Genomic DNA, 19,219 nt, shown 5'->3' on the forward strand with positions numbered 1-19,219 from the left:
CCGTATTCAGACGGTGGTTGAGGCGGCGCGGCGCCGGGTCTCCGTGAGGTGGATGTCGACGTACCGGCACATGATCATCCCGCTCTGCGGGTTGTCGGCCGCGTGGCTGATACGGCGGAGGAGGGTGACCGAGTCCAGGGCGACACCTTCGCGGGCGAGGACGAAGACGAGGGCGAGGAAGGCGGAGCGGGCGTTGCCGTCGTCGAAGGGATGGAAGAAGCACACGTCGAGACAGACGCGGGCGGCCCGCGCGGTCAGCGGGAGGGGGCGGTCGGCGTCCCGTGTGCTCTCGGCCAGGCAGGCGTCGAGGCGTTCACGGGTGTCGGGGCCGATGCCGTAGCGCTCCCGGCCCTTCTTGGCGAAGGCCGGCAGGGTGCGGAACGACGGTGGTCCGGGTGTGCCGAGGACGTGCTGCTGCCAGCCGCGCAGCAGCTCGAAGTCGAGCGTGGCGCCGCGCGCCGCGTCGGCCCGCACCAGGTCCAGGGCGGTGAGCAGGCCCTCGCCGCGAGCGGTCGACAGGGTGCGGTCGAAGGCGCGCATGTCCTGTGCCGCGCCGTCGCGCAGCGGAACGACCGGCTCGTCCCCGCCGCCGTCCGGCGCGTCCTCCCACGCCACGGTCTCGCGCAGCGCGAGCCAGCTCCGCAGATGGTCCGGCAGGGGGCCGGGGGCGGGCGGCCGTACGGTGTCGTCGGGCCGCAGCGAGAGTGCGAGGCGCTCCGCGACGTCGTCGAGCAGGACCCGGTCGGGGCCGGTCCAGCTCTTGAACCGGCCGTCGATCGCCTCGTCGACCAACTCCCGTGCCACATCGGGGTCGACGTGCCGGCGGCTGAGGAACCAGGTGAGCACCTGACAGCAGTGCCCGTACCAGGCACTGCCGGCGCCGGTGCGGTCGACCACCTGGAGGATGAGGTTCCGGGCGGCGCACTCCCACAGGATCCGCTGGTCCGCCACGTCGGTCAGGTCCAGCGGGTACGCCTCGAAGAGATCGGCGAGCCGCTCGAGCCAGCCGCGCCACTCGCACAGCCCGGAGACCACCCGGTCGAGGGTCTCCTCCGACGTGGTGAGCGAGTACCTCGCACGGGACCAGCTGCCGACCGGCCCGCCGTCGAAGTCCCCTTCGTCGTGCGCCCAGCGCCAGCCCACGGCCCAGTCGCCGTAGTGCTCGGCGAGGGCGTACGACATGGCCTCGGCCCAGGGCGTCGCCACGTGCGAACTCCAGTCGCCCAGCACGGGATCGCCGTGGCCGACGTCGGGGCGGGTCGGTATCCGGCGGGCCGGTCCGAGTGAACGCACCACCTCCGCCGCCGAATCGGGATCGAAGGGATGACGCGCGGGGTCCACCTCGTCCCAGTCCAGATCACGCGGGTTCAGTTCCCTGTGCACCGCGCAAGCCTGCCCACCTCCCGGCCCGCGTTCAACCGAAATAGCGCAGGGTCAACGTGTGCTTGTGGAGGGCTCGTTGGGGAGCATCGCGGGCGTCGGCCGGTCGGCGGACGCGCGTAGCGTCGGCTCCGTGCGCAGCCGTACGAAGGTGATGGCCAGGGCGATCGCCTGGACGAGGGCGCAGCACAGGACGACCGTGTCGAGGTGGGTCGGCGGGGTGACGGCGACGAGGATGCCGGCCACCGGGAAGGGCAGCAGCAGAAGCAGCATGGTCAGGGAGAGCGTGGTGCCGAAGGCCGTCGCCGGGATGACCAGCGAGCGCAGGGTGCGCAGGACGACCGTAAGGCCGCCGTCGCCCGCCATGAACAGCGCGATGAGGACCATGTAGGCGGCGTAGGAGGGGGCTTGGGGGAGGGCGAGGCAGGCCGCGGAGGCGAAGGTCGCGCAGACGACTCCCACACCCCAGAGGTCGATGCGGCTCAGGGCGAGCCGGCAGCAGGTGACCGCGAGGAGGGTCGCGGCGGCCGCGGCGGACCACAGGGTGCCGACGTCGGCGGAGGAGCGGCCGAAGTTCTCGACCACGATGATCGGGCTCGCGGACTGGAGCAGGCCGAGGGCGAGATTGGAACAGGCCAGGCCCGCCACCAGCCAGCGCAGGGCGGGCAGTTTGCGCAGCATGCGCAGCCCGGTCCGCATGCTGCCGGGGGTGCGTTCACCGACCGGTCGTCCGGCGCGGAGCGGGGTGGGCGGGGTCTGGAGTCCGAGTATGGCCGCGAGCAGGGACAGCCCGGTCAGGCAGCCGAGCATCCAGCCCGGGCCGACCAGCAGCAGGAATCCCGCGAGCAGGGGGCCGACCAGCATCGCGGTCTGGTCGATGCCGATGAGGACGGACTGCACTCCGTGGGGGCGGTTCTCCGCGCGCCGGGTGACGATCGCGCCCACGGCTTCGTTGGCGACGAAGCTGAACTGGGTGAGGGTGCCGGTCACCGCGGCCAGCACCAGCACGGTCACCGTCTCCGCGGTGCCGCGCGGCAGCATCACCAGCGCCACGGCGGCCCCCGCGAGGACCAGGGCGCGCAGCAGCGAGGCGAGGAAGCACACGATCGCGGCGCCGCGCCGGTCCACCACCTTGCCCGCCAGCACGAACGCGGCGATCCGCGGCGTCCACTCCAGGGCGAACGCCAGGCCCGTCAGCGACGAGGACCGGGTGATCGCCAGGACCAGCAGCGGCATGGCGTACGTCGACATGGAGAACGCCAGGGCGTCGCTGGTGCGCGGTGCGTAGATCCGTCGGAACAGGCTGCCGGACGGAACGGCTGCATGGCGACCGGCGGGCGGCCGGTCCTCGTGCAGGGTGATGGCCACGGAATGGAAAGCTTTCAGTCAGGCGTATCACGGAGGGGGAAACGATTGGTACCGACCAGGGCGAAAAGAATTCGCGGGGGCGGGGAGTGGTAAAACGCCTATGGGCGAAGGGAGTTGAGGCGTGAAATATAGCGCAGTCAATTGAGATTTGGCATATCCGGTGCGGACATCTCCGCAGGGCGTACGCCCCACCTCCCCGTACCTGGAAGACAGAAGACAGAAAGAACGCCACTTTGTCGCACATAGGGCACGGGGAGGCGAGGCATTCACGGCATTTCCCGTCACATCTTCGCGTTCCGCCTCAGGGGCGCATCTTCGTGGCGCCCGCCATCACCATGGCGTAGTCGGTGTATTCCGAACGCGTTGGCCGCCCCGGCTATCACGAGGGCCTTGAGCGAACCGGCCCGGCCGAAGTCGGCGATGGTGACGAAGTGGGGCACAAGTGAGAGTTGTCCGGGAACGCGGGAAGGGCGGGGCACTTGTGTCGGCGCCGCGCCCTTTCGTCTTCGTGTGTTCTACCCGGTGGGCGGTCCCGGACGGGGCCATGGTGCTGTGGCCGCTGCCGTCCGGGACCGCCGGCGAGGCACGCCGCTTCGCAAACGGCGTGGCGATGGTGCGGGTCCGGTATGTCAGTGGCCGTGAAGGGTCGTGCCGGCCTTGCGGGACACCGTGAACCGGTCGACCTCGGCGCCGGTCGCGGCCAGCGCCCGCACGGTGAGGGTCGTCGTACGGCCGGGCATGGCGGGTTCGACGTCGACGCGGATGAACGAGTAGCCGGTGTAACGGACCCGGGACCAGTCCACGTTCTCGGTGACCTGGCCGTCCTTGCCCGTCCAGTACGTCGGCACCGAGTCGATCGTGTCCTCGTGGCCCTCGTAGCTGTCGGCGACCGGGAAGCTGTACACGCTCTCGCCGCCCGCGCCCGCCGTCACATAGACGACACCGCCGCGGATCGGCTCGTGGGTGCCGCCGATCGGCAGGGTGCGTACGGCCTTGTCCTGGACGACCGGGTCGGTGCGCTCGTAGACGTGGTTGTGGCCGTTGACCACGAGGTCCACCTGGTGCTTCTCGTACAGCGGCACCCACTGCTCGCGCACCCCGCCCTCGGAGGCGTGCGAGCTGGTGGTCGAGAAGGCGCAGTGGTGGTGGAAGACGACGATGAAGTCGACGTCGGTGCGGGCACGTAGTTCGGTGAGCCGCTTGTCGAGCCAGGCGGTCTGCTTGCCGCCGGTGTAGCCCTTGTTGGCGGGGATCTCGTACGACACGTCGTTCGCGTCGACCGAGACCACGCCCACGTTGCCGTGCACGAAGGAGTAGACGCCGGGAGCTGACGTGGCGTCAAAACCGTTGGTGGGCAGGGTGAAACGGGCCTCGTTGCCGCCGTAGCCGTTGGGGGAGTACCAGGACTCCATGTCGTGGTTGCCGAACGCCACCATCCACGGCACCCGGCTGGAGAGCGGTTCGATCTGCGCGAGGAACGAATCCCATTGGCGGGCGTCGTAGTTGCCCGCGTCACCGGGCAGCCCGTGCCCGGTCTCCTCGGCGTAGCAGATGTCGCCCGCGTGCAGATGGAACGCCGGATTCTGCGCCTGGACAAGGGCGTTGAGGCCGATCGAGGTGTAACTCGGGTTCTGGTCACCGAAGGCGGTGAACGTGAACGGCCGGGTGCTGTGCGTGCGGGGCGCGGTCCTGAAGGAGTAGACGGTGTGCGCGGCGCCCGCGTCGGCCGGGTCGAAGCCGTCGTGACCGACGCCGTAGTAGTACGTGGTGTCGGGGCTCAGGTTGTCCAACGCGGCGTGCACGTAGTACTGGTCGATGTCCGCGCTCTTGCCGATCCCGGCCGGCGTGAACAGGTCGCGCACCTCCGCCGGTATGCGGTGGCTCAGGTCGAGGGGGCGGCGGCCGATGCGGAGGAAGGGCTTCTTCACCGGGAGCGGCACCTGCCACGACACCCGCATCTGCGTCCGCGGATCGGCGCCGTAGGCGAGGTGTCTGCCGAAGGGCGCGACCAGCGAGCCGTGCACCTTCGCGGTGGCGGAACCCGGCACCAGCGTGGGTGTCGCAGCCGCCGCGGCACCGGCGGTGGCGCCCGCGAGGGCGACCCCGGTGGCGGCGACCGCGCCACCGCGCAGCACACCCCGGCGGGAGAAGGCGCGGCGGAGGTACTCGTGCTGCTCGGGCATGCTCAGGGTGTCGGCGAGCCGGTCGGGAAGGCCCATACGAGGAGTGTTCATGGGCGCGACGCTGGCAGCGCCGGTTGAACGACCGATTGCCGCATGCCCATGGGATGGCCATATCCCGCCCATTGCCTGGCTCGTTTCCTATGCCCCGGATGTCCCCTGAGGCCGCGTGAAGTGGCCGGCGGCGGTCAGGACGAGCACCGCCAGCGCCGCCGGTGCCGCGTACGCGAGCCGGAACTCCCCGGTGGAACCGAGGAGGCCGCTCACCGCGCCGCCGGTGACGACACCCGCGTAGTTGAAGAGGTTCAGCCGGGCCAGCACCGTCTCCGACGCGGCGGGCCGCAACCGCGCGGCGGAGGCCAGACACAGCGGCGCCAGCACCGACGCCCCCAGCCCCACAACTCCCGCCGCCGGCACGGCGAACGGCCACCCCGGAGCCATGGCGACACCCACCAGCCCACCCGCCACCACCAGGGCGGCCGTCCGGACGACGGCACCGGTGCCGACCCGCCGCACCAGCCGGTCCACGGTCGCCCGCCCGACGACCGTGCCCGCCTGGTACGCCGCGTACGCCATCGGCGCCACCGCGAGGGACGCGCCGAGCGTCTGCCGCAGATACACCGCCGACCAGGCGGAGACGGTCGAGTCCACGACGTAGACGACGAGCAGGACCAGCCCGAAGGGCAGGATCCGCAGCCACAGCCGGCGCCCCAACGGCGTTTGCGTGGACGGCACTTGAGAGTCGGGAAGGGCATGGGTGCGCAGGCAGACGGCGACGACGAGCAGGACACCCGCCTGCACCGCCAGGCCGTCGCCGACGGACCGGTCCAACCGGGCCGCCCCGGCGGTGAGCAGCGCCGCGAGCACGCCACCCACGCTCCACGCCGTGTAGAAGGACCCGAAGACGCTACGGCCGTAGGCGCGCTCGATCGCGGCGGCCCGGGTGTTGATCCCGACGTCGAGGCCGCCGAGCGCGAGGCCGAAGAGGACGTACGCGCAGATGACGGACTGCGGACCGGGAGCCCAGCCGATCAGCGGAAGCGCGATCGCGGCCGTCAGCAGCGCCCCGCGCACCGTGGCGACAGGCCCGGCGACGCGGACCGCGGCCAGCCCGAGGAAGCTGCCGACCCCGGCCGTCAGGGCCACCCCGACCAGCGTGGCCGTGGTCATGAGCGGGGACAGCTTCAGGTGCTCGGTGACGGCGGGGACGGTCGTGTACACGGCGGCGACCGACATGCCCTGCGCGGTGAACGCGAGGGTCGTCGCCCTTCGGGCACCGGCCCGGTCGGCGGGGCGCCCGACCCGGGCCCGGCCCGGAGTGCTGACTGACATGCACAGACCGTAGTCAGCCGTGGCGGGGCGGACGCAGGACGCCGGGGGCCGTTGAGGGGACTTCGGCGGCCAGCACCCGCGACCGCTGCCGCCCGCGTGCTTACGGTGGTCGCCCACGAGGAGGTGAGCGCGATGTTCCCAGCCCCGGCCCCGGCGGACCCGCACGGGACCAGCCGCAGCACGTCGGCGACGATCCAGCCGAACATCCTGCGCTATCTCGTCGTCGTCGCCGACGCACGCGGCGTCGATCTACGGCCCCTGCTGAACGAGGTCGGCCTGGACGAGACCCTCATGCGCTCGGCCGCGCTGCGGGTGTCGTACCGGCAGGGCAGCGCGGTGATCCGGCGCGCGGTGGAACTCACCGGGGACGAGCGGCTGGGCCTGCGGGTCGGCGCAGCCCAACACCTCACCGCCTGGGGCCTGTTGGGCTTCGCGCTGATGGCCGCCGACACACTCCGGCACGCCATCGAGACCGGCGTGAAGTACCAGAACCTCTCCGGCGCGATGACCGTGTGGTCGACCGGAGTCGGCGCGGACGGCGCCTTCGTCCTGCGCGCCGACCTCCCCGACCCCGCCGTCGACCCGAGCGTGGCGTCCTTCCTGATCGAGGAGGGGTTCGCCTCCGTCGTCACCCTCTCCCGGCTCGCCATCGGCCCGGACTTCGCCCCGCGCGTGGTCGAGTTCTCCGCACCGCCACCCCGCCGACACGAGCTCTACGGCGCCCTGTTCGGCTGCCCGGTCCGCTTCCGCGCCCCGCTCGACCGCATCGTCGTCGACCCGGCCTGGGCCGCCGCCCGCATGCCCGGCCGCGACCCGGTGACCTACGCCTCGACCCTGGAGACCCTCGACGCCCAGCTCGCCTCCCGCACCGACCAGCAGGACCTCCTCGAAGTCCTGGAGGTGTCCCTCGCGCAGAGCCTCCCGGTGATCCCGTCCTTCGGCGAACAGGCGCGACGGCACGCGACGAGCGAACGCACACTGCGCCGCAGGCTCGCCGACTGCGGCACGACGTACGAGGCACTGGCCGAGGGGGTACGCCGGGAACGCGTCGAACAGCTGCTGCTCCGCCCGGAGTTGACGCTGCGTGAGATCGCCCGCCGAGCCGGGTTCTCCGACGAACGCGCCCTGCGCCGCGCGGTACGCCGCTGGCACGGCACCTCCCCGGTCCAGCTGCGGGAGCACCTGCTCCGTGCGGCGGCGCACCGCGAGTGACCCGTCAGCGGGTGGTCAACGGGTGCGTATCCAGACCGACTTCACCCGCGTCCACTGGTCGAAGGCGTTCGTCGACTTCTCCACGCCACCGAACCCGGACTGCTTCCAGCCGCCGAACGGGGTGGTGATGTCGCCCTCGCTGTACGCGTTCACGGAGACCACGCCCGCCTCGATGCCCCGGGCCAGCCGCAGCGCGGTGTCGAGCTCGCGGGTCCAGACGGAGGCGGCGAGCCCGTACTCGGTGGCGTTGGCCATCCGCACCGCCTCGTCCTCCGGACCGAAGGTCTCGACGGTGACGACGGGACCGAACAACTCCCTTGTGAGTACGGCGCTTTCGGCGGGGGCGCGGGTGATGACCGTGGGCGGGTAGTAGGCGCCGCGTGCGGGCAGCCCGTGAGGGAGCCCCGCGGTGTGGATCTGGGCGCCGGCCGCCCGGGCGGCATCCACGGCACCGGCGACCCGGTCGAAGGCGGCGCGGTCGATGAGCGGTCCCTGCTGGGTGCGCGGGTCGGCCGGATCGCCGATGACGAGGTTCCGCGCGGCGGCCGTGAACCGCTCCACGACCTCCTCGGCGATGCTGTGGTGCACCAACACCCGTGACCCGGCGGTGCAGTTCTGCCCCATCGTCAGGAACGCGGCCTCGATCATGTCGCCGATGAGCTCGTCGCCGTAGGAGAGCGCGTCGGCCATCAGGATCTGGGGGCTCTTGCCGCCCATCTCCAGGGAGACGCGCTTGAAGTTGCTGTCGGCGGCGGCCTTGAGGATGTGGCGGCCGGTGGCGGTGGAGCCGGTGAAGGAGAGGGCCTGGACGAGGGGGTCGCGGGCGAGGGCCGCGCCGGCTTCGTCGCCGTAGCCGGGGAGGACCGTGAGCACGCCGTCGGGCAGGCCGGCCTCGGTGGCGAGGGTGGCCAGGTGGAGGGCCGAGCGCGGGGTCGCCTCGGCGGGTTTGAGCAGGAGGCAGTTGCCCGCTGCGAGGGCGGGGCCGATCTTCCAACTGGCCATGGCCACGGGGTAGTTCCAGGGGAGGATCGCCGCGCCCACGCCGACCGGTTCGCGGGTGATGAGGCCCAGGCCGTCGGGTCCGCTCGGCGCGATCCGGCCGAAGACCTTGTCGGCTGCCTCCGCGAACCAGCGGATCGACTCGATCGCGCCCGGCACGTCTCCCGTACGGCACTCGGTGATGGGCTTGCCCGCGTCCTCGCTGTCCAGCCGGGCGAGGATCTCGGCGTCGCGTTGCATGAGGTCGGCCAGGCGGAGCAGTACGGCGGCACGTTCACGGACGGGTCGGCGTGACCAAGTCCCGGTGTCGTAAGCGAGTTGGGCCTGTTCGGCGGCCTTGGTGACGTCGTCGGCGCTCGCGGCGGGGAGGGTGGTGATCGGTTCGCCGGTGGCCGGGTTGACGATGTGCAGCGTGTCGTTCCTGGTCATGCCTCCTCCACCAACTCCCAGCGTCCGTCGGTCTGCCGGGCCAGTCCGCGGCGGCGGAGTTCCTCCAGATAGCGGGCCATGCCGCGGTCGCCGCGCTTGCGGAACAGGGGGAAGATCCGGGGCAGCAGGTTCGGTACGAGCATCGCGCAGCGCACCAGACGGGACTCGCCGGAGCGGGGGTAGGCCTCCAGGCGGGGCCTGTCGAGGAGGCTCACGACGGCCGTGACGACGTTCGCGGGCTGTTGGGGTGGGTCCTGGAACTGCAGGGAGTTGCCGCCGTCCACGGCCTCCTGGCGCAGCATCCGGGTGTCGGTCGCCGAGGGCAGTACCGACCCGGCCAGGATGCCCTTGCTGCGCAGATCGAGGCCGATGGCGAGCATCGCGCCGCGCAGTCCGAACTTGGACGCCGTGTAGATCGGGGTCTCGCCGAGCGGGAAGATCCCGCCGAGGGAGACCGTGGTGACCACCCGGGCATCGCGCGAGGCCTTCAGCAGGGGGATCGCGATCCGGGTGGTGACCAGCGGGGAGGTCAGGTTGAGGGTGATCTCCCGCTCGATGCTCTCGACGCTGCGCACGTCGAAGCGCTCCGAGCTGGTCATGCCCACGTTGTTCACCAGCACGTCGATGCGGCCGTAGACCTCGGCGACCTGCTCGAACAGCCGCTCCAGGTCGGTGCGTTGGAGCAGATCGCAGCCGATGCCGGTGTGGCCGGTGCCGGGCAGTTCCGCGGCCACCTTCTCGGCGCGGACCCCGTCGATGTCCACGACGACACAGCGCGCGCCACTCGCCGCGAAACGCCGGCACAGCGCGCTGCCGATGCCGCCCGCGCCGCCGGTGACCAGGATGACCTTGTCGGTGAAGTCGAACCTGCTGCTCATGCCGTTGCCTCGACGCGGCGGGCGGCGGGCCGCACCGGCGGCGCCTGGCCCTCGGTGCGCCAGCCCATCCGGCGGGCGACCTTGCCGAGGTACTTCACGAACGCCCCGCTGTCGACGTACCCGGTGTGACGCGGTGAGGCGACGAACTTCAGTCCGCCGGAGAGGTCGGGCCGGTCGGCGCGGATCATCTGGGTGAACCGCTCGGCGTTGGGCAGACCGTGGCGCGCGTCGTTCAGATACCCGGCGATCAACTGGGCCTGGCTGTCGAAGAGTTGGTAGGCGCCGGAGTTGGTCTCCACGAACCCGATCCCGAACAGGCCCCGGTGCTCCCGCGAGAACGACGACAGATACAGGTCGGGATGCTGCTCGTCGCCGAAGTACCGCTGGGCGACCGGGACTTTGTGGACGTAGCCCGTCGCCAGCAGGATCAGGTCGAAGTCGTCGCTCGTGCCGTCCGTGAAGTGCACGGTGCTGCCCTCGGCGCGGGCCATGCCGGGCCGGGCGGTGATGTCGCCGTGCTGGAGATGGTGGATCAGCATCGAGTTGATCGCGGGGTGGGTCTCGAAGAGCCTGTGTTCCGGCTTCTGCAGGCCCAGGCGCGTCGGGTCGCCGTTGACGATCCGGAGCAGGCCGCCGAAGACACGCTGCGCCAGCCACATCGGCAGGTGCGGACCGCTGTTGGCGATGGTGTCCACCGGGCGCCCGAACAGGTGCTTCGGGATGAACCAGTAGCCGCGCCGCATGCTGATCACCGCGTGGTCGGCCGTCCGGGCCGCGTCGCAGGCGATGTCGCAGCCGGAGTTCCCCGCGCCCACGACCAGCACCCGCCTGCCCCGCAGCTCCTCCGCGCTGCGGTAACCGGCGGTGTGCCGGACCTCCCCGCTGAACTGCCCGGGAATCTCAGGGATGTTGGGGTGCCACTGCGAGCCCGTGCACACCACGACCTGCCCGTGCAGACTCTCCTGCCCGTCGGCTCGGACGACCGTCCAGGTGCCGTCCGCGTTCTTCTCGACGCTCTCCACCCCGGCGCCGAACTCGATTCGGTCCGTCAGCCCGTAGGCGTCGGCGAAGGACCGCAGGTACGACAGGATCTGCCGGTGCGGCGGATAGTCCGCGAAGTGGTCGGGCATCGGGAAACCGCCGAAGCCGGACAGGGTCCTGCTGGAGATGAAGTGGGCCGACTCGTACATCGGCCCGCCCGGGTTCTCGATGTCCCAGATCCCGCCGAGCCCGGTGTGCCGCTCCAGATGTGTGTACGGCAGGTTCCGCTCGGCGAGGGCCCGGGCGACGGCCAGCCCGGCGGGCCCCGCCCCGATCACACACGTGTCCAACTGGCTTTCCGTCACGAGCCTGCCTCCTCTGTCGTCCCGGCTTTCGTCCCGTCCGCCGGGCGTTGGAGGAAACGTACGTACCCGCCGTCCGGCGCGAACTGACCCGCGCGGCCAGGGACCGGACCTCAGCGGCCGTGACGCGGTCACGGGTGTCGGGCCGCGCGGTTCCCGACTTGTTCGGACGACTTGTTCGTGGGACTCAGTCGGTATGATGGGGCCATGGCTCACGTCTCCGCGGCCGAGCGCCGCCCCCAGCTCATCAAAGCGGCCATCGACTTCATGACGAGGGAAGGGGTCGCGGCCGGCAGCACGCGTGCCATCGCCGCCGAGCTGGGGGTCGCCCAGGCCACGGTGCACTACACCTTCGGTACGAAGGAAGGGCTGTACCTCGCGGTGATGGAGCAGCTCACGGAGGATCTCGTGGCGCAGGTCGAGCGGGCCGCGCCGGCCGACGGGGGGTTCGAGGAGACGGCGAGCGCGTTGGTGGCCGCGCTGTGGCGGACGGTGCGTGAGCAGCCCGAAAGCCATCAACTCCTCACGGAACTGACCATGTTCGCGCTCCGCTCGCCCGCTCTGAGCGAGGCCCTCGAAGCCCACTACCGGGGGTGACCGTGGTGACCGCGAAGCTGATCACCGAGGCGGCCGAGCGCACCGGCCAACCCCTCGCCCAGCCCGTCGACGCGATCGCGCGGTTCTTCCTCGCCGGCTTCGACGGGCTCATGCTGCAACACCTCGCGCTGCCCGACGAGGAGGCCGAGCGCACCTGCCTCCAGGCCTTCGTGGCCGCCGTGGTGGCGATGGCGGGCGGGCGGCTGGAGCTGGTGCCCGTGCCGCTGGGCTGACGCGGCGAAGGGCGCCCTCGTACGGTACGAGGGCGCCCTTCGCGTGTGGCCGGTCAGCCGTGCGCGCCGACGGTCTCGGAGCGGATCAGGGTGTTCAGGCCGGCCATGGAGGTGCGCATGTTCGCGCGCATGCCCGGTCGCTGTATCCGGTCGAGGAGGAGTCCGACCGGTCCGAGACCGATGACGTACTCCACCCGGTAGGTCATCCGCGTGGCCTCCCTCCCGTCCGCGTTCCGGGTCGGCTCGAACTCGAAGACGCTGGTCACGTCCTTCAGCGGCGCGAACCCGACCCCGGTGTCGACGCGGCGCCTCAGCGGGTCGATCTCCACCACCGTCCACACCGAGGCGGTGCGCAGCGGGCCGAGGGTGCGGTTGCGCTCGGCGTACGTCCTGCCCAGGGTGGCGACGCCGTGGTGGTCGGTGACCTCGATGGCGCCGGCGACCCACTCGGCGTACCGGTCGGTGCGGGAGACGACCTCCCAGACGCGCTCGACGGGAGCGTCGACGACGGCGTGTTCGGTGACGTGGAACCTGGTCATGCGGGGTTCTCCTTCTTTTCTTCGGGATCGCGTACGTCAGCTCTGGTGCAGGAGTTCGCCGGCGGTGTGCCGGCCGGAGCGGACCGCGCCGTCCATGAAGCCGTTCCAGTACGGGGAGAACTCGGACCCCGCCCAGTGCACGCGCCCGAACGCCCGGCCCAGCCACTCCCCGTACTCGGTCAGCACTCCGGGGGCGGCGACGGACGTCGGGCCGCCCCGGGTCCACTGCTCGGCGGTCCAGTCCTGCTCCACGTAGTCGACGGTGTCGTAGGCCCGTTCCCCGACGACCCGGGCGAAGGAGCGCAGCACCGCGCCACGGCGCTCGCCCGCCGGGCGGTGGGCCCACTTGCGCCACTCCTTGCCGCCGAGGAATCCCATGAGCACGCCCGGTCCGCCGTCCGGCGGGGAGTTGTCGAACATCTCGCGGATCGGTGAACCGCCCCGCAGCAGGCCCATGCCGGACAGTCCCTCGGCCCGCCAGAACGGGGTGTCGTAGACGGCCACGCACTTCATGAGCGTGCCGAACGGCAGCCGCTGGAACAGCTGGTCCTGCTGCGGCGGCAGCAGCGGGTCCCAGACGATGCGCGAAGCGAGGAGCGGCGGTACGGCGACGACGACCCGGTCGGCCCGCCAGTCGCCGGCGTCGGAGACCACGGTGACGCCACCGGCGTCCTGGCTGATCCGCCGTACGGGGGCCAACAGGTGGACGCGGCCGTCGAGTTCCTCAGCCAGCCGGGTCGCGACGAGCTGCGAGCCGCCGACGAACCGGCTGTCCTGGGCGCCGCCGGAGGTGCCGGTGCCGCGCTCCATGGTGCCCGGGTGGAGCTCGTCGCCGAACGTCGAGACGTACCAGAGGCTGAACAGCGCCGACGCGTCGCGCGCCTCGCCGCCGTACGCGGAGTTGAGGAAGATGTTGACCAAGTCGACGGCGTCGCCGGTGAGTTCGGCCTTGCGCAACCAGGTCTCGTACGTCATGCCGTCCAGGTCACGGGCGTTGGGGGACCGCCACGGAGCGGCCGGGGGCACCTTGGCCGCGGCCTGGCCGATGCGGGCCAGCGCGATGCCCATGTCGGGGAGGGCGAGGAGGTCCGGGGGAGTGTGCCCCGCGAACCGCCTGGCCCTGCCGTCGCGGACGTAGACCCGGTCACCGGGCACGGCGGCCTCGTACGTGGCCACGCCGACCTCCTTGGCCAGCGCGAGGACGTGGTCCTGGGTGGGGCCCACGAACTGCCCGCCGATCTCGGTCACTTGACCGTCGCCGAGGTCGTGGTTGAGCAGCCGCCCGCCGACCCGGTCACGGGCCTCCAGGACGGCCACGGACCTGCCCGCGGCGACGAGTTCACGCGCCGCGGTGAGTCCGGCCAGTCCGGCGCCGATCACGACGACGTCGACTCGTGTGCTGTGCGTACGGGGCATGGGCGCTCCTCGGTTCATGGCGCTGAAGGGGATGCCGGACAACTTACATGTGACATGGTCAGTCGACAAGGTCGAATGTTTTTGTCGGGTGAACATGGGCTGTGAGCTGGCCTTGTGCCGGGCGAAGTGTGCGTGACGGTTGAATGACTCTGTCGAGCGACTTGAGCAGGTGATAAAGTCGGGCTCGTCGATCGACATCCCCCCTTCCTCCGCCCCCTTCCAGGGAGTTAGTCATGGCTGTCCTGCTTCACCGGCTGGGCCACAGCGCCTACCGGCACCGCAAACTCGTCCTGGGTGTATGGCTCTTCGTCCTGGCCGCGCTCATCACGTGCGTCGGCGTCTTCGGCGGCAAGCTCGACGACCGCTTCTCGGTGCCGGGCACCGAGTCGCAGCGGGCGTTGGACAGCCTGAGCAAGACCCTTCCGGAGGCGGCGGGCGCGAGCGCCCAGATCGTCTTCACGGCGCCCGAGGGGCACCGGATCACCGAATCCCCGTACAGCGCGGCCATCGCCAAGGCCGTGGCGGAGACCCGGCGGGCGCCCCAGGTCAGCGGGGTCGTCGATCCGGGTACCGCCGGTGCCGTCTCCGCCGACCGGACGACGGCGATCGTCCAGGTCCAGTACCGCGTGCAGACGGCGGAGGTCGGGACCTCGTCCGTGGACGCGATCAAGAGCGCCGCCCACGCGGCGGAGCGGGACGGGCTGCGGACCTCGGTGGGCGGATCCGTCTTCAACAGCAAGGGAGTTCACATCGGGCCGTCGGAGATCATCGGCGTGGCCGTGGCGCTGCTCGTGCTCGTCGTCACGTTCGGTTCGCTGCTCGCCGCCGGCATGGCGCTGCTGCCCGCGCTGATCGGGGTGGCGGCCGGGCTCACCGGACTGCTCGCCCTCGCGCCCGCCGTCAGCATCTCCTCCACGGCCGTCACGCTCGCCCTGATGCTGGGCCTGGCCGTCGGCATCGACTACGTCCTGTTCATCCTCTCCCGCCACCGACAGCAACTCGCCCGCGGCACCGACCCGAAGGAATCCGTCGCGCTGGCCGTCGGTACGGCGGGCAGTGCCGTGGTCTTCGCCGGGGCCACCGTGATCATCGCGCTCGCCGCACTGAGCGTCATCGGCATCCCGTTCCTGACCACGATGGGCCTCGGCGCGGCCGGCGCCGTCCTCATCGCGGTGCTGGCCGCGATCACTCTCGTCCCGGCGATCGCCGGTTTCGCCGGTACGCGGCTCGCCCCCAAGCCCGGAAGCCGGGCCGCACGCCGGGCCGCCGACGCCGAAGGGGCCACGGGCCGCACCACACTGGGCACCCGGTGGACGAAGCGGGTCGTCGCGAAGCCGCTCCTGACCGTGCTCGCCGTCACGGGCGTCCTGGTCACCCTCATGCTCCCCGCCGCCGACCTGCGCCTGGCGCTCCCCGACAACGGCTCCGCCCCGCACGCCTCCACCCAGCGCACGGCCTACGACACGATCGACGCGAAGTTCGGGCCCGGATTCAACGGCCCGCTGCTCGTCCTGGCCGAGACCAACGACCGTACGGCTGCGGCGAGTTCACAGGTGGGCGCCCAAGTGGCCGCGAAACTGCGGACCTTGAAGAACGTCAAGGCCGTGCTGCCGCCCGAGCCCACCAGCGACTCGACCCAGCGTGTGATCACCGTGCTGCCCGACTCCGGTCCCGACAGCGTCCGTACGGACCGGCTCGTCCGCGACCTCCGCGCGGCCGCGTCCGACCTCCGGGCCACCACCGGCGCCTCGATCGCGGTCACCGGCACCACCGCGGTCAACATCGACGTCTCCAACCGCCTCAGCGACTCCCTGCTGCCTTTCGTCGCCATCGTCGTGGGCCTCAGCCTGCTCCTGCTGATGATGGTCTTCCGGTCGCTGGTCATACCCGTGAAGGCGGCCGTCGGCTTCCTGCTCTCGGTGGGCGCCTCGCTCGGCCTGGTCGTGGCCGTCTTCCAGTGGGGCTGGCTGGCCGACGTCCTCGGCGTGCCGCACAGCGGCCCTGTCGTCAGCTTCCTGCCGATCATCCTGACCGGCGTGCTGTTCGGACTGGCCATGGACTACGAGGTGTTCCTCGTCTCCGGGATGCGCGAGGAGTGGGCCCGCACCGGCCGGGCCCGCCAGGCGGTCGTCGACGGCGCCCGGCACAGCGTGCGGGTCGTCACCGCCGCCGCGCTGATCATGTTCACCGTCTTCGCCGGGTTCTTCCCGCTGGACGACTCCCTCATCAAGCCGATCGCGTTCGCGCTGGCGGTCGGCGTGGCGATCGACGCCTTCGCCGTCCGCATGACGCTCGTACCGGCGGTGCTCGCCCTCGCGGGGCGGGGCGCCTGGTGGTTGCCGGCCTGGCTGGACCGGCTGTTGCCCGACCTCGACGTCGAGGGGAGCGGCCTCCAGAAGGTCGTACCGGCGGAGCGTGAGGAACCCGAGTTCGCGAGTGCGGGATCGGGTGCGGGTGGGGCGCGTGGGAACTCCGGGGAGTGATGGGCCGTTACGCACATACCGGGCCTTGGGGTGGAGTTGAAGAAGATTTCACCCGAGCCCCGGGGCGCACCAGAGTCACCGAGTTGTCCCAACCACCGTTCCACCAGCCCCCGTTCACCCCCACTCGTCCCCGGAGGCCCGGACGATGACCCGGATCCACCCCCACCCCACCACCCGGCGCGCCGTGCTCGGCGGCGCGGCCCTGACCGCCCTCGCCGCGACGGTCGGCACCGGCACCGCAAGCGCCAACACCTCCGCCGCACAGGCGAGTTGGCCGACGGAGTTCGCTCTGCCCAACGGCTTCCTCCCCGAGGGCATAGCCATCGGCAGCAGGCCGTACGCCTACGTGGGCTCCCGTGCCGACGGCGCCGTCCACCGCTTCGACCTGCGCACCGGCGAGGGCGAGATCCTGTCCGAGGGCGCCACCGGCCTGGTGTCGGTCGGCCTGAAGCTGGACCACGACGGCCTGTTGTACGTCGCCGGCAGCACCGGGGTCGCGCGAGTCGTCGACGCCCGCACCGGGGACGTACTGACGACCTATCAACTCACCCCCTCCACCGGCCACTTCATCAACGACGTCACGCTCCTCGGCGACCGCGCCTGGTTCACCGACTCGCTCGACGCCGTGCTCTACGGCGTACCGCGCGGCCGTACGGGCCAGGTCACCGCCCTGCCGCTCACCGGCGACTGGGTACAGACGCCCGGCGTGAACAACGCGAACGGCATCGTCGGCACCCCGGACGGGCACGGCCTCATCGTGGTGAGCAGCACCCCCGGCAAGCTCTACAACGTGTCCCTCAAGTCGGGCCGCGCCACCGAGATCACCCTGAGCGGCGCGGCCGATGTGGCCAACGGGGACGGGCTGTTCAGGATCGGCCGGACGCTGTACGTCGTGCAGAACCGGCTGAACCGGATCAGCGTGTTCGACCTCGACGCCAAGGCCACCACCGCGACCCTGCGCCGTACGGTCACCGACCCGCGCTTCGACGTCCCGACGACCGCCGCCCGCTTCGGCAACCGGCTCTATCTCGTCAACGCCCGCTTCACCAGCCCGCAGACGCCGGACACGACGTTCACCGCTGTCGCCGTGTCGATCTGAGGTGACAGCGGGCGGGGCCCCGGAGTCGTGCAACCGGGGCCCCGCCCATGGGTACTTCGTGCTTCAGCGGTTCGGTGACGGGTCAACTGCCGCTGCCACGGCTGCCTTTGGCGTACCGGCGGTGGCGGTGGCGGCGGTGTGCGCACTCGCCACCGGAGCCGAGGATGCCTGTCCCGGGCGGCGCAGCAACAGCACGCACACCAGGGCCGCGAGAAGCGTCAGCGAGCCGGCGACCACCAGGCACAGCCGCATGCCGTCCAGGAAGGAGTCGCTCAGCGCGCCCAGGGCCCGGCCGGTGTCCGCGCCGAGGCTCATGTGGGCGACGGCGCCGAGGCCGTCCGCGTCGGCGGTCGCGACGATGTTCCGCTGCGTCGCGCCCGTCACCCCGGCGTCGGTGAGGTGCCCGGGCAGGGTGTCGAGCGCCTTGGTGGAGAGCAGGGCGCCCAGGACGGCCGGGCCGAGCGCGCCGCCGACCTGGCGGAACGCGTTGTTGCCGGCCGCGGCCATCCCCGCCTGCTGATACGGCACGGAGGCCACCGCGGTCGCGGTCATCGGCGTCAGGACCGTGCCGATGCCGAGGCCCAGCAGCGCCAGCCGCCAGGCGATCGACGCGAACGAGGTGCCGGAGTCGACGCCGGTCAGCGAGAACAGCGCGCCGGAGATCACGAGCAGACCCCCGGTGATCAGGACGCGCGGCGCGACCCGGTGCATCAGCCGCCCGACCGGCTGGCCGACCACGATCGCCGCCCCGGTGACCATGAGCAGCCGCAACGCCGCCTGGAGCGTGTCGAGTTGCTGGACCAGGCCGAAGTACAGGCTGAGCAGGAAGAAGAAGCCGATGAGCGCCAGGAAGGTGATCATCGCGACCAGCGTGGTGGCGGTGAACGCCGGGCTGCGGAACAGCGTCAGGTCCAGCATCGGGCTGTCGCTGCGCCGCTCGGCGAGGACGAACGCGACCCCGCCGACCACCGCGGTGAACAGCGCCACCATGACCTTGACGTCCGTGAAGGAACCGGCGCCGCCCTCGATCACGCCGTAGACCAGCGCGGTGATGGCCAGGGCGGCGGTGAGCTGGCCGGGCCAGTCGAGCTTGCGTCCGTGCGGGGCCCGGGAGTCGGGCAGCAGGCGGGCGGCGAAGCCCAGCGCGATCAGCGGGACGGGGACGGAGACCAGGTAGATCCAGCGCCAGGCGGCGTGGTCGAGGATGACTCCGGCGATCAGCGGGCCGACGGCCAGCGCCGCCATCAACGCGGTCGCCCACAGTCCGATGAACTTGCCGCGTTCCCGGTGGTCGGGCACCGCGTGGCTGATCAGTGCCAGCGTGGTCGGCAGCAGGGTCGCCGCGCCGAGACCGGCGAACGCCTGGCCGATCCACAGCACGTGCACCGACTGCGCGGACAGGGCCACGGCGGCCCCGACGGCGGAGAACAACAGCCCCGCCAGGAACACCTTCTTGCGTCCGTGCACATCGCCGAAGACACCGGCGGTGAGGATGAACGCGGCCATGGGCAGGACGAACGCGTCCTGGACCCAGGACAGTTGGGCGGTCGACGCGTTCAGCGCCGACTGGATGGCGGGCAGGCTCACGGCGACCGTGGTCACCGGCAAGTAGGCGACGAAGACGCCGAGGCAGGCCATGACGAGGGTGGCCGCCCGCCGGTCGGGCCGCCCGCTCGCCGGGATCGTGACGTTCACGGGGAACTCTCCTTCTCGAATGCGGTGCCCTCGAAC

General features: G+C 71.5%; 13 protein-coding genes and 1 pseudogene. 4 read left to right on the forward strand and 10 right to left on the reverse strand.

Annotated features, from left to right (window positions below; all coding sequences use genetic code 11):
- Positions 1 to 6: 6 nt before the first annotated feature.
- The 4 genes from R2B38_RS38815 to R2B38_RS38830 all read right to left on the reverse strand — a co-directional run bounded on the left by R2B38_RS38815 (position 7) and on the right by R2B38_RS38830 (position 6,260).
- Complete coding sequence (locus R2B38_RS38815) at positions 7 to 1,383, reverse strand: Fic family protein (RefSeq protein ID WP_318020489.1); 1,377 nt, start codon at positions 1,381 to 1,383, stop codon at positions 7 to 9.
- Positions 1,384 to 1,434: 51 nt separating this feature from the next.
- Complete coding sequence (locus tag R2B38_RS38820; RefSeq protein ID WP_318020490.1) at positions 1,435 to 2,748, reverse strand: MFS transporter; 1,314 nt, start codon at positions 2,746 to 2,748, stop codon at positions 1,435 to 1,437.
- A 629-nt stretch (positions 2,749 to 3,377) separates the two neighbouring features.
- Entirely contained in the window at positions 3,378 to 4,982 is a 1,605-nt protein-coding gene (locus tag R2B38_RS38825; RefSeq protein WP_318020492.1) for a metallophosphoesterase family protein, read from the reverse strand.
- A gap of 87 nt (positions 4,983 to 5,069) precedes the next feature.
- Positions 5,070 to 6,260 carry an MFS transporter gene (locus tag R2B38_RS38830; protein WP_318020493.1) on the reverse strand — a complete coding sequence of 397 codons (1,191 nt, stop codon included), beginning with the start codon at positions 6,258 to 6,260 and terminating at the stop codon, positions 5,070 to 5,072.
- A 132-nt stretch (positions 6,261 to 6,392) separates the two neighbouring features.
- On the opposite strand from R2B38_RS38830, the gene R2B38_RS38835 reads away from it, so the two are divergent.
- Positions 6,393 to 7,472, forward strand: a complete 1,080-nt coding sequence (locus R2B38_RS38835; RefSeq protein WP_318020494.1) for an AraC family transcriptional regulator — start codon at positions 6,393 to 6,395, stop codon at positions 7,470 to 7,472.
- Positions 7,473 to 7,487: 15 nt separating this feature from the next.
- Here R2B38_RS38835 and R2B38_RS38840 read toward each other — a convergent pair whose 3' ends face one another.
- The 3 genes from R2B38_RS38840 to R2B38_RS38850 are packed head-to-tail and all read right to left on the reverse strand — an operon-like array spanning position 7,488 to position 11,124.
- Positions 7,488 to 8,900: an aldehyde dehydrogenase family protein gene (locus R2B38_RS38840; RefSeq protein WP_318020495.1), complete on the reverse strand. Its 1,413-nt coding sequence runs from the start codon at positions 8,898 to 8,900 to the stop codon at positions 7,488 to 7,490.
- Positions 8,897 to 9,778, reverse strand: coding sequence for an SDR family oxidoreductase (locus R2B38_RS38845; protein ID WP_318020496.1), 882 nt, complete (start codon positions 9,776 to 9,778; stop codon positions 8,897 to 8,899). Before R2B38_RS38845 ends, R2B38_RS38840 begins: the two co-directional genes overlap by 4 nt.
- Positions 9,775 to 11,124, reverse strand: coding sequence for a flavin-containing monooxygenase (locus R2B38_RS38850; RefSeq protein WP_318020497.1), 1,350 nt, complete (start codon positions 11,122 to 11,124; stop codon positions 9,775 to 9,777). The genes R2B38_RS38845 and R2B38_RS38850 overlap by 4 nt, the downstream gene beginning before the upstream one ends.
- A 204-nt stretch (positions 11,125 to 11,328) precedes the next feature.
- Here R2B38_RS38850 and R2B38_RS38855 point away from each other — a divergent pair.
- A pseudogene (locus tag R2B38_RS38855) lies at positions 11,329 to 11,951 on the forward strand (TetR/AcrR family transcriptional regulator).
- A 53-nt stretch (positions 11,952 to 12,004) separates the two neighbouring features.
- Here the strand turns inward: R2B38_RS38855 and R2B38_RS38860 are convergent.
- Together R2B38_RS38860 and R2B38_RS38865 are read right to left on the reverse strand one after the other, a co-directional pair.
- Positions 12,005 to 12,490 carry an SRPBCC family protein gene (locus R2B38_RS38860; RefSeq protein WP_318020498.1) on the reverse strand — a complete coding sequence of 162 codons (486 nt, stop codon included), beginning with the start codon at positions 12,488 to 12,490 and terminating at the stop codon, positions 12,005 to 12,007.
- Between the two features lie 36 nt (positions 12,491 to 12,526).
- On the reverse strand, positions 12,527 to 13,906 hold the full coding sequence (locus tag R2B38_RS38865; RefSeq protein WP_318020499.1) for a flavin monoamine oxidase family protein: 1,380 nt from the start codon (positions 13,904 to 13,906) through the stop codon (positions 12,527 to 12,529).
- A gap of 233 nt (positions 13,907 to 14,139) precedes the next feature.
- Here R2B38_RS38865 and R2B38_RS38870 point away from each other — a divergent pair, with 233 nt between their 5' ends.
- Positions 14,140 to 16,389, forward strand: a complete 2,250-nt coding sequence (locus R2B38_RS38870; protein ID WP_318020500.1) for an MMPL family transporter — start codon at positions 14,140 to 14,142, stop codon at positions 16,387 to 16,389.
- A 145-nt stretch (positions 16,390 to 16,534) separates the two neighbouring features.
- Positions 16,535 to 17,488, forward strand: coding sequence for a superoxide dismutase (locus R2B38_RS38875; RefSeq protein WP_318020501.1), 954 nt, complete (start codon positions 16,535 to 16,537; stop codon positions 17,486 to 17,488).
- Between the two features lie 63 nt (positions 17,489 to 17,551).
- Here R2B38_RS38875 and R2B38_RS38880 read toward each other — a convergent pair whose 3' ends face one another.
- Positions 17,552 to 19,183: an MFS transporter gene (locus R2B38_RS38880; RefSeq protein ID WP_411978527.1), complete on the reverse strand. Its 1,632-nt coding sequence runs from the start codon at positions 19,181 to 19,183 to the stop codon at positions 17,552 to 17,554.
- Positions 19,184 to 19,219: the final 36 nt, after the last annotated feature.

The organism is Streptomyces sp. N50 (genome assembly GCF_033335955.1).
GTDB lineage: Bacteria > Actinomycetota > Actinomycetes > Streptomycetales > Streptomycetaceae > Streptomyces.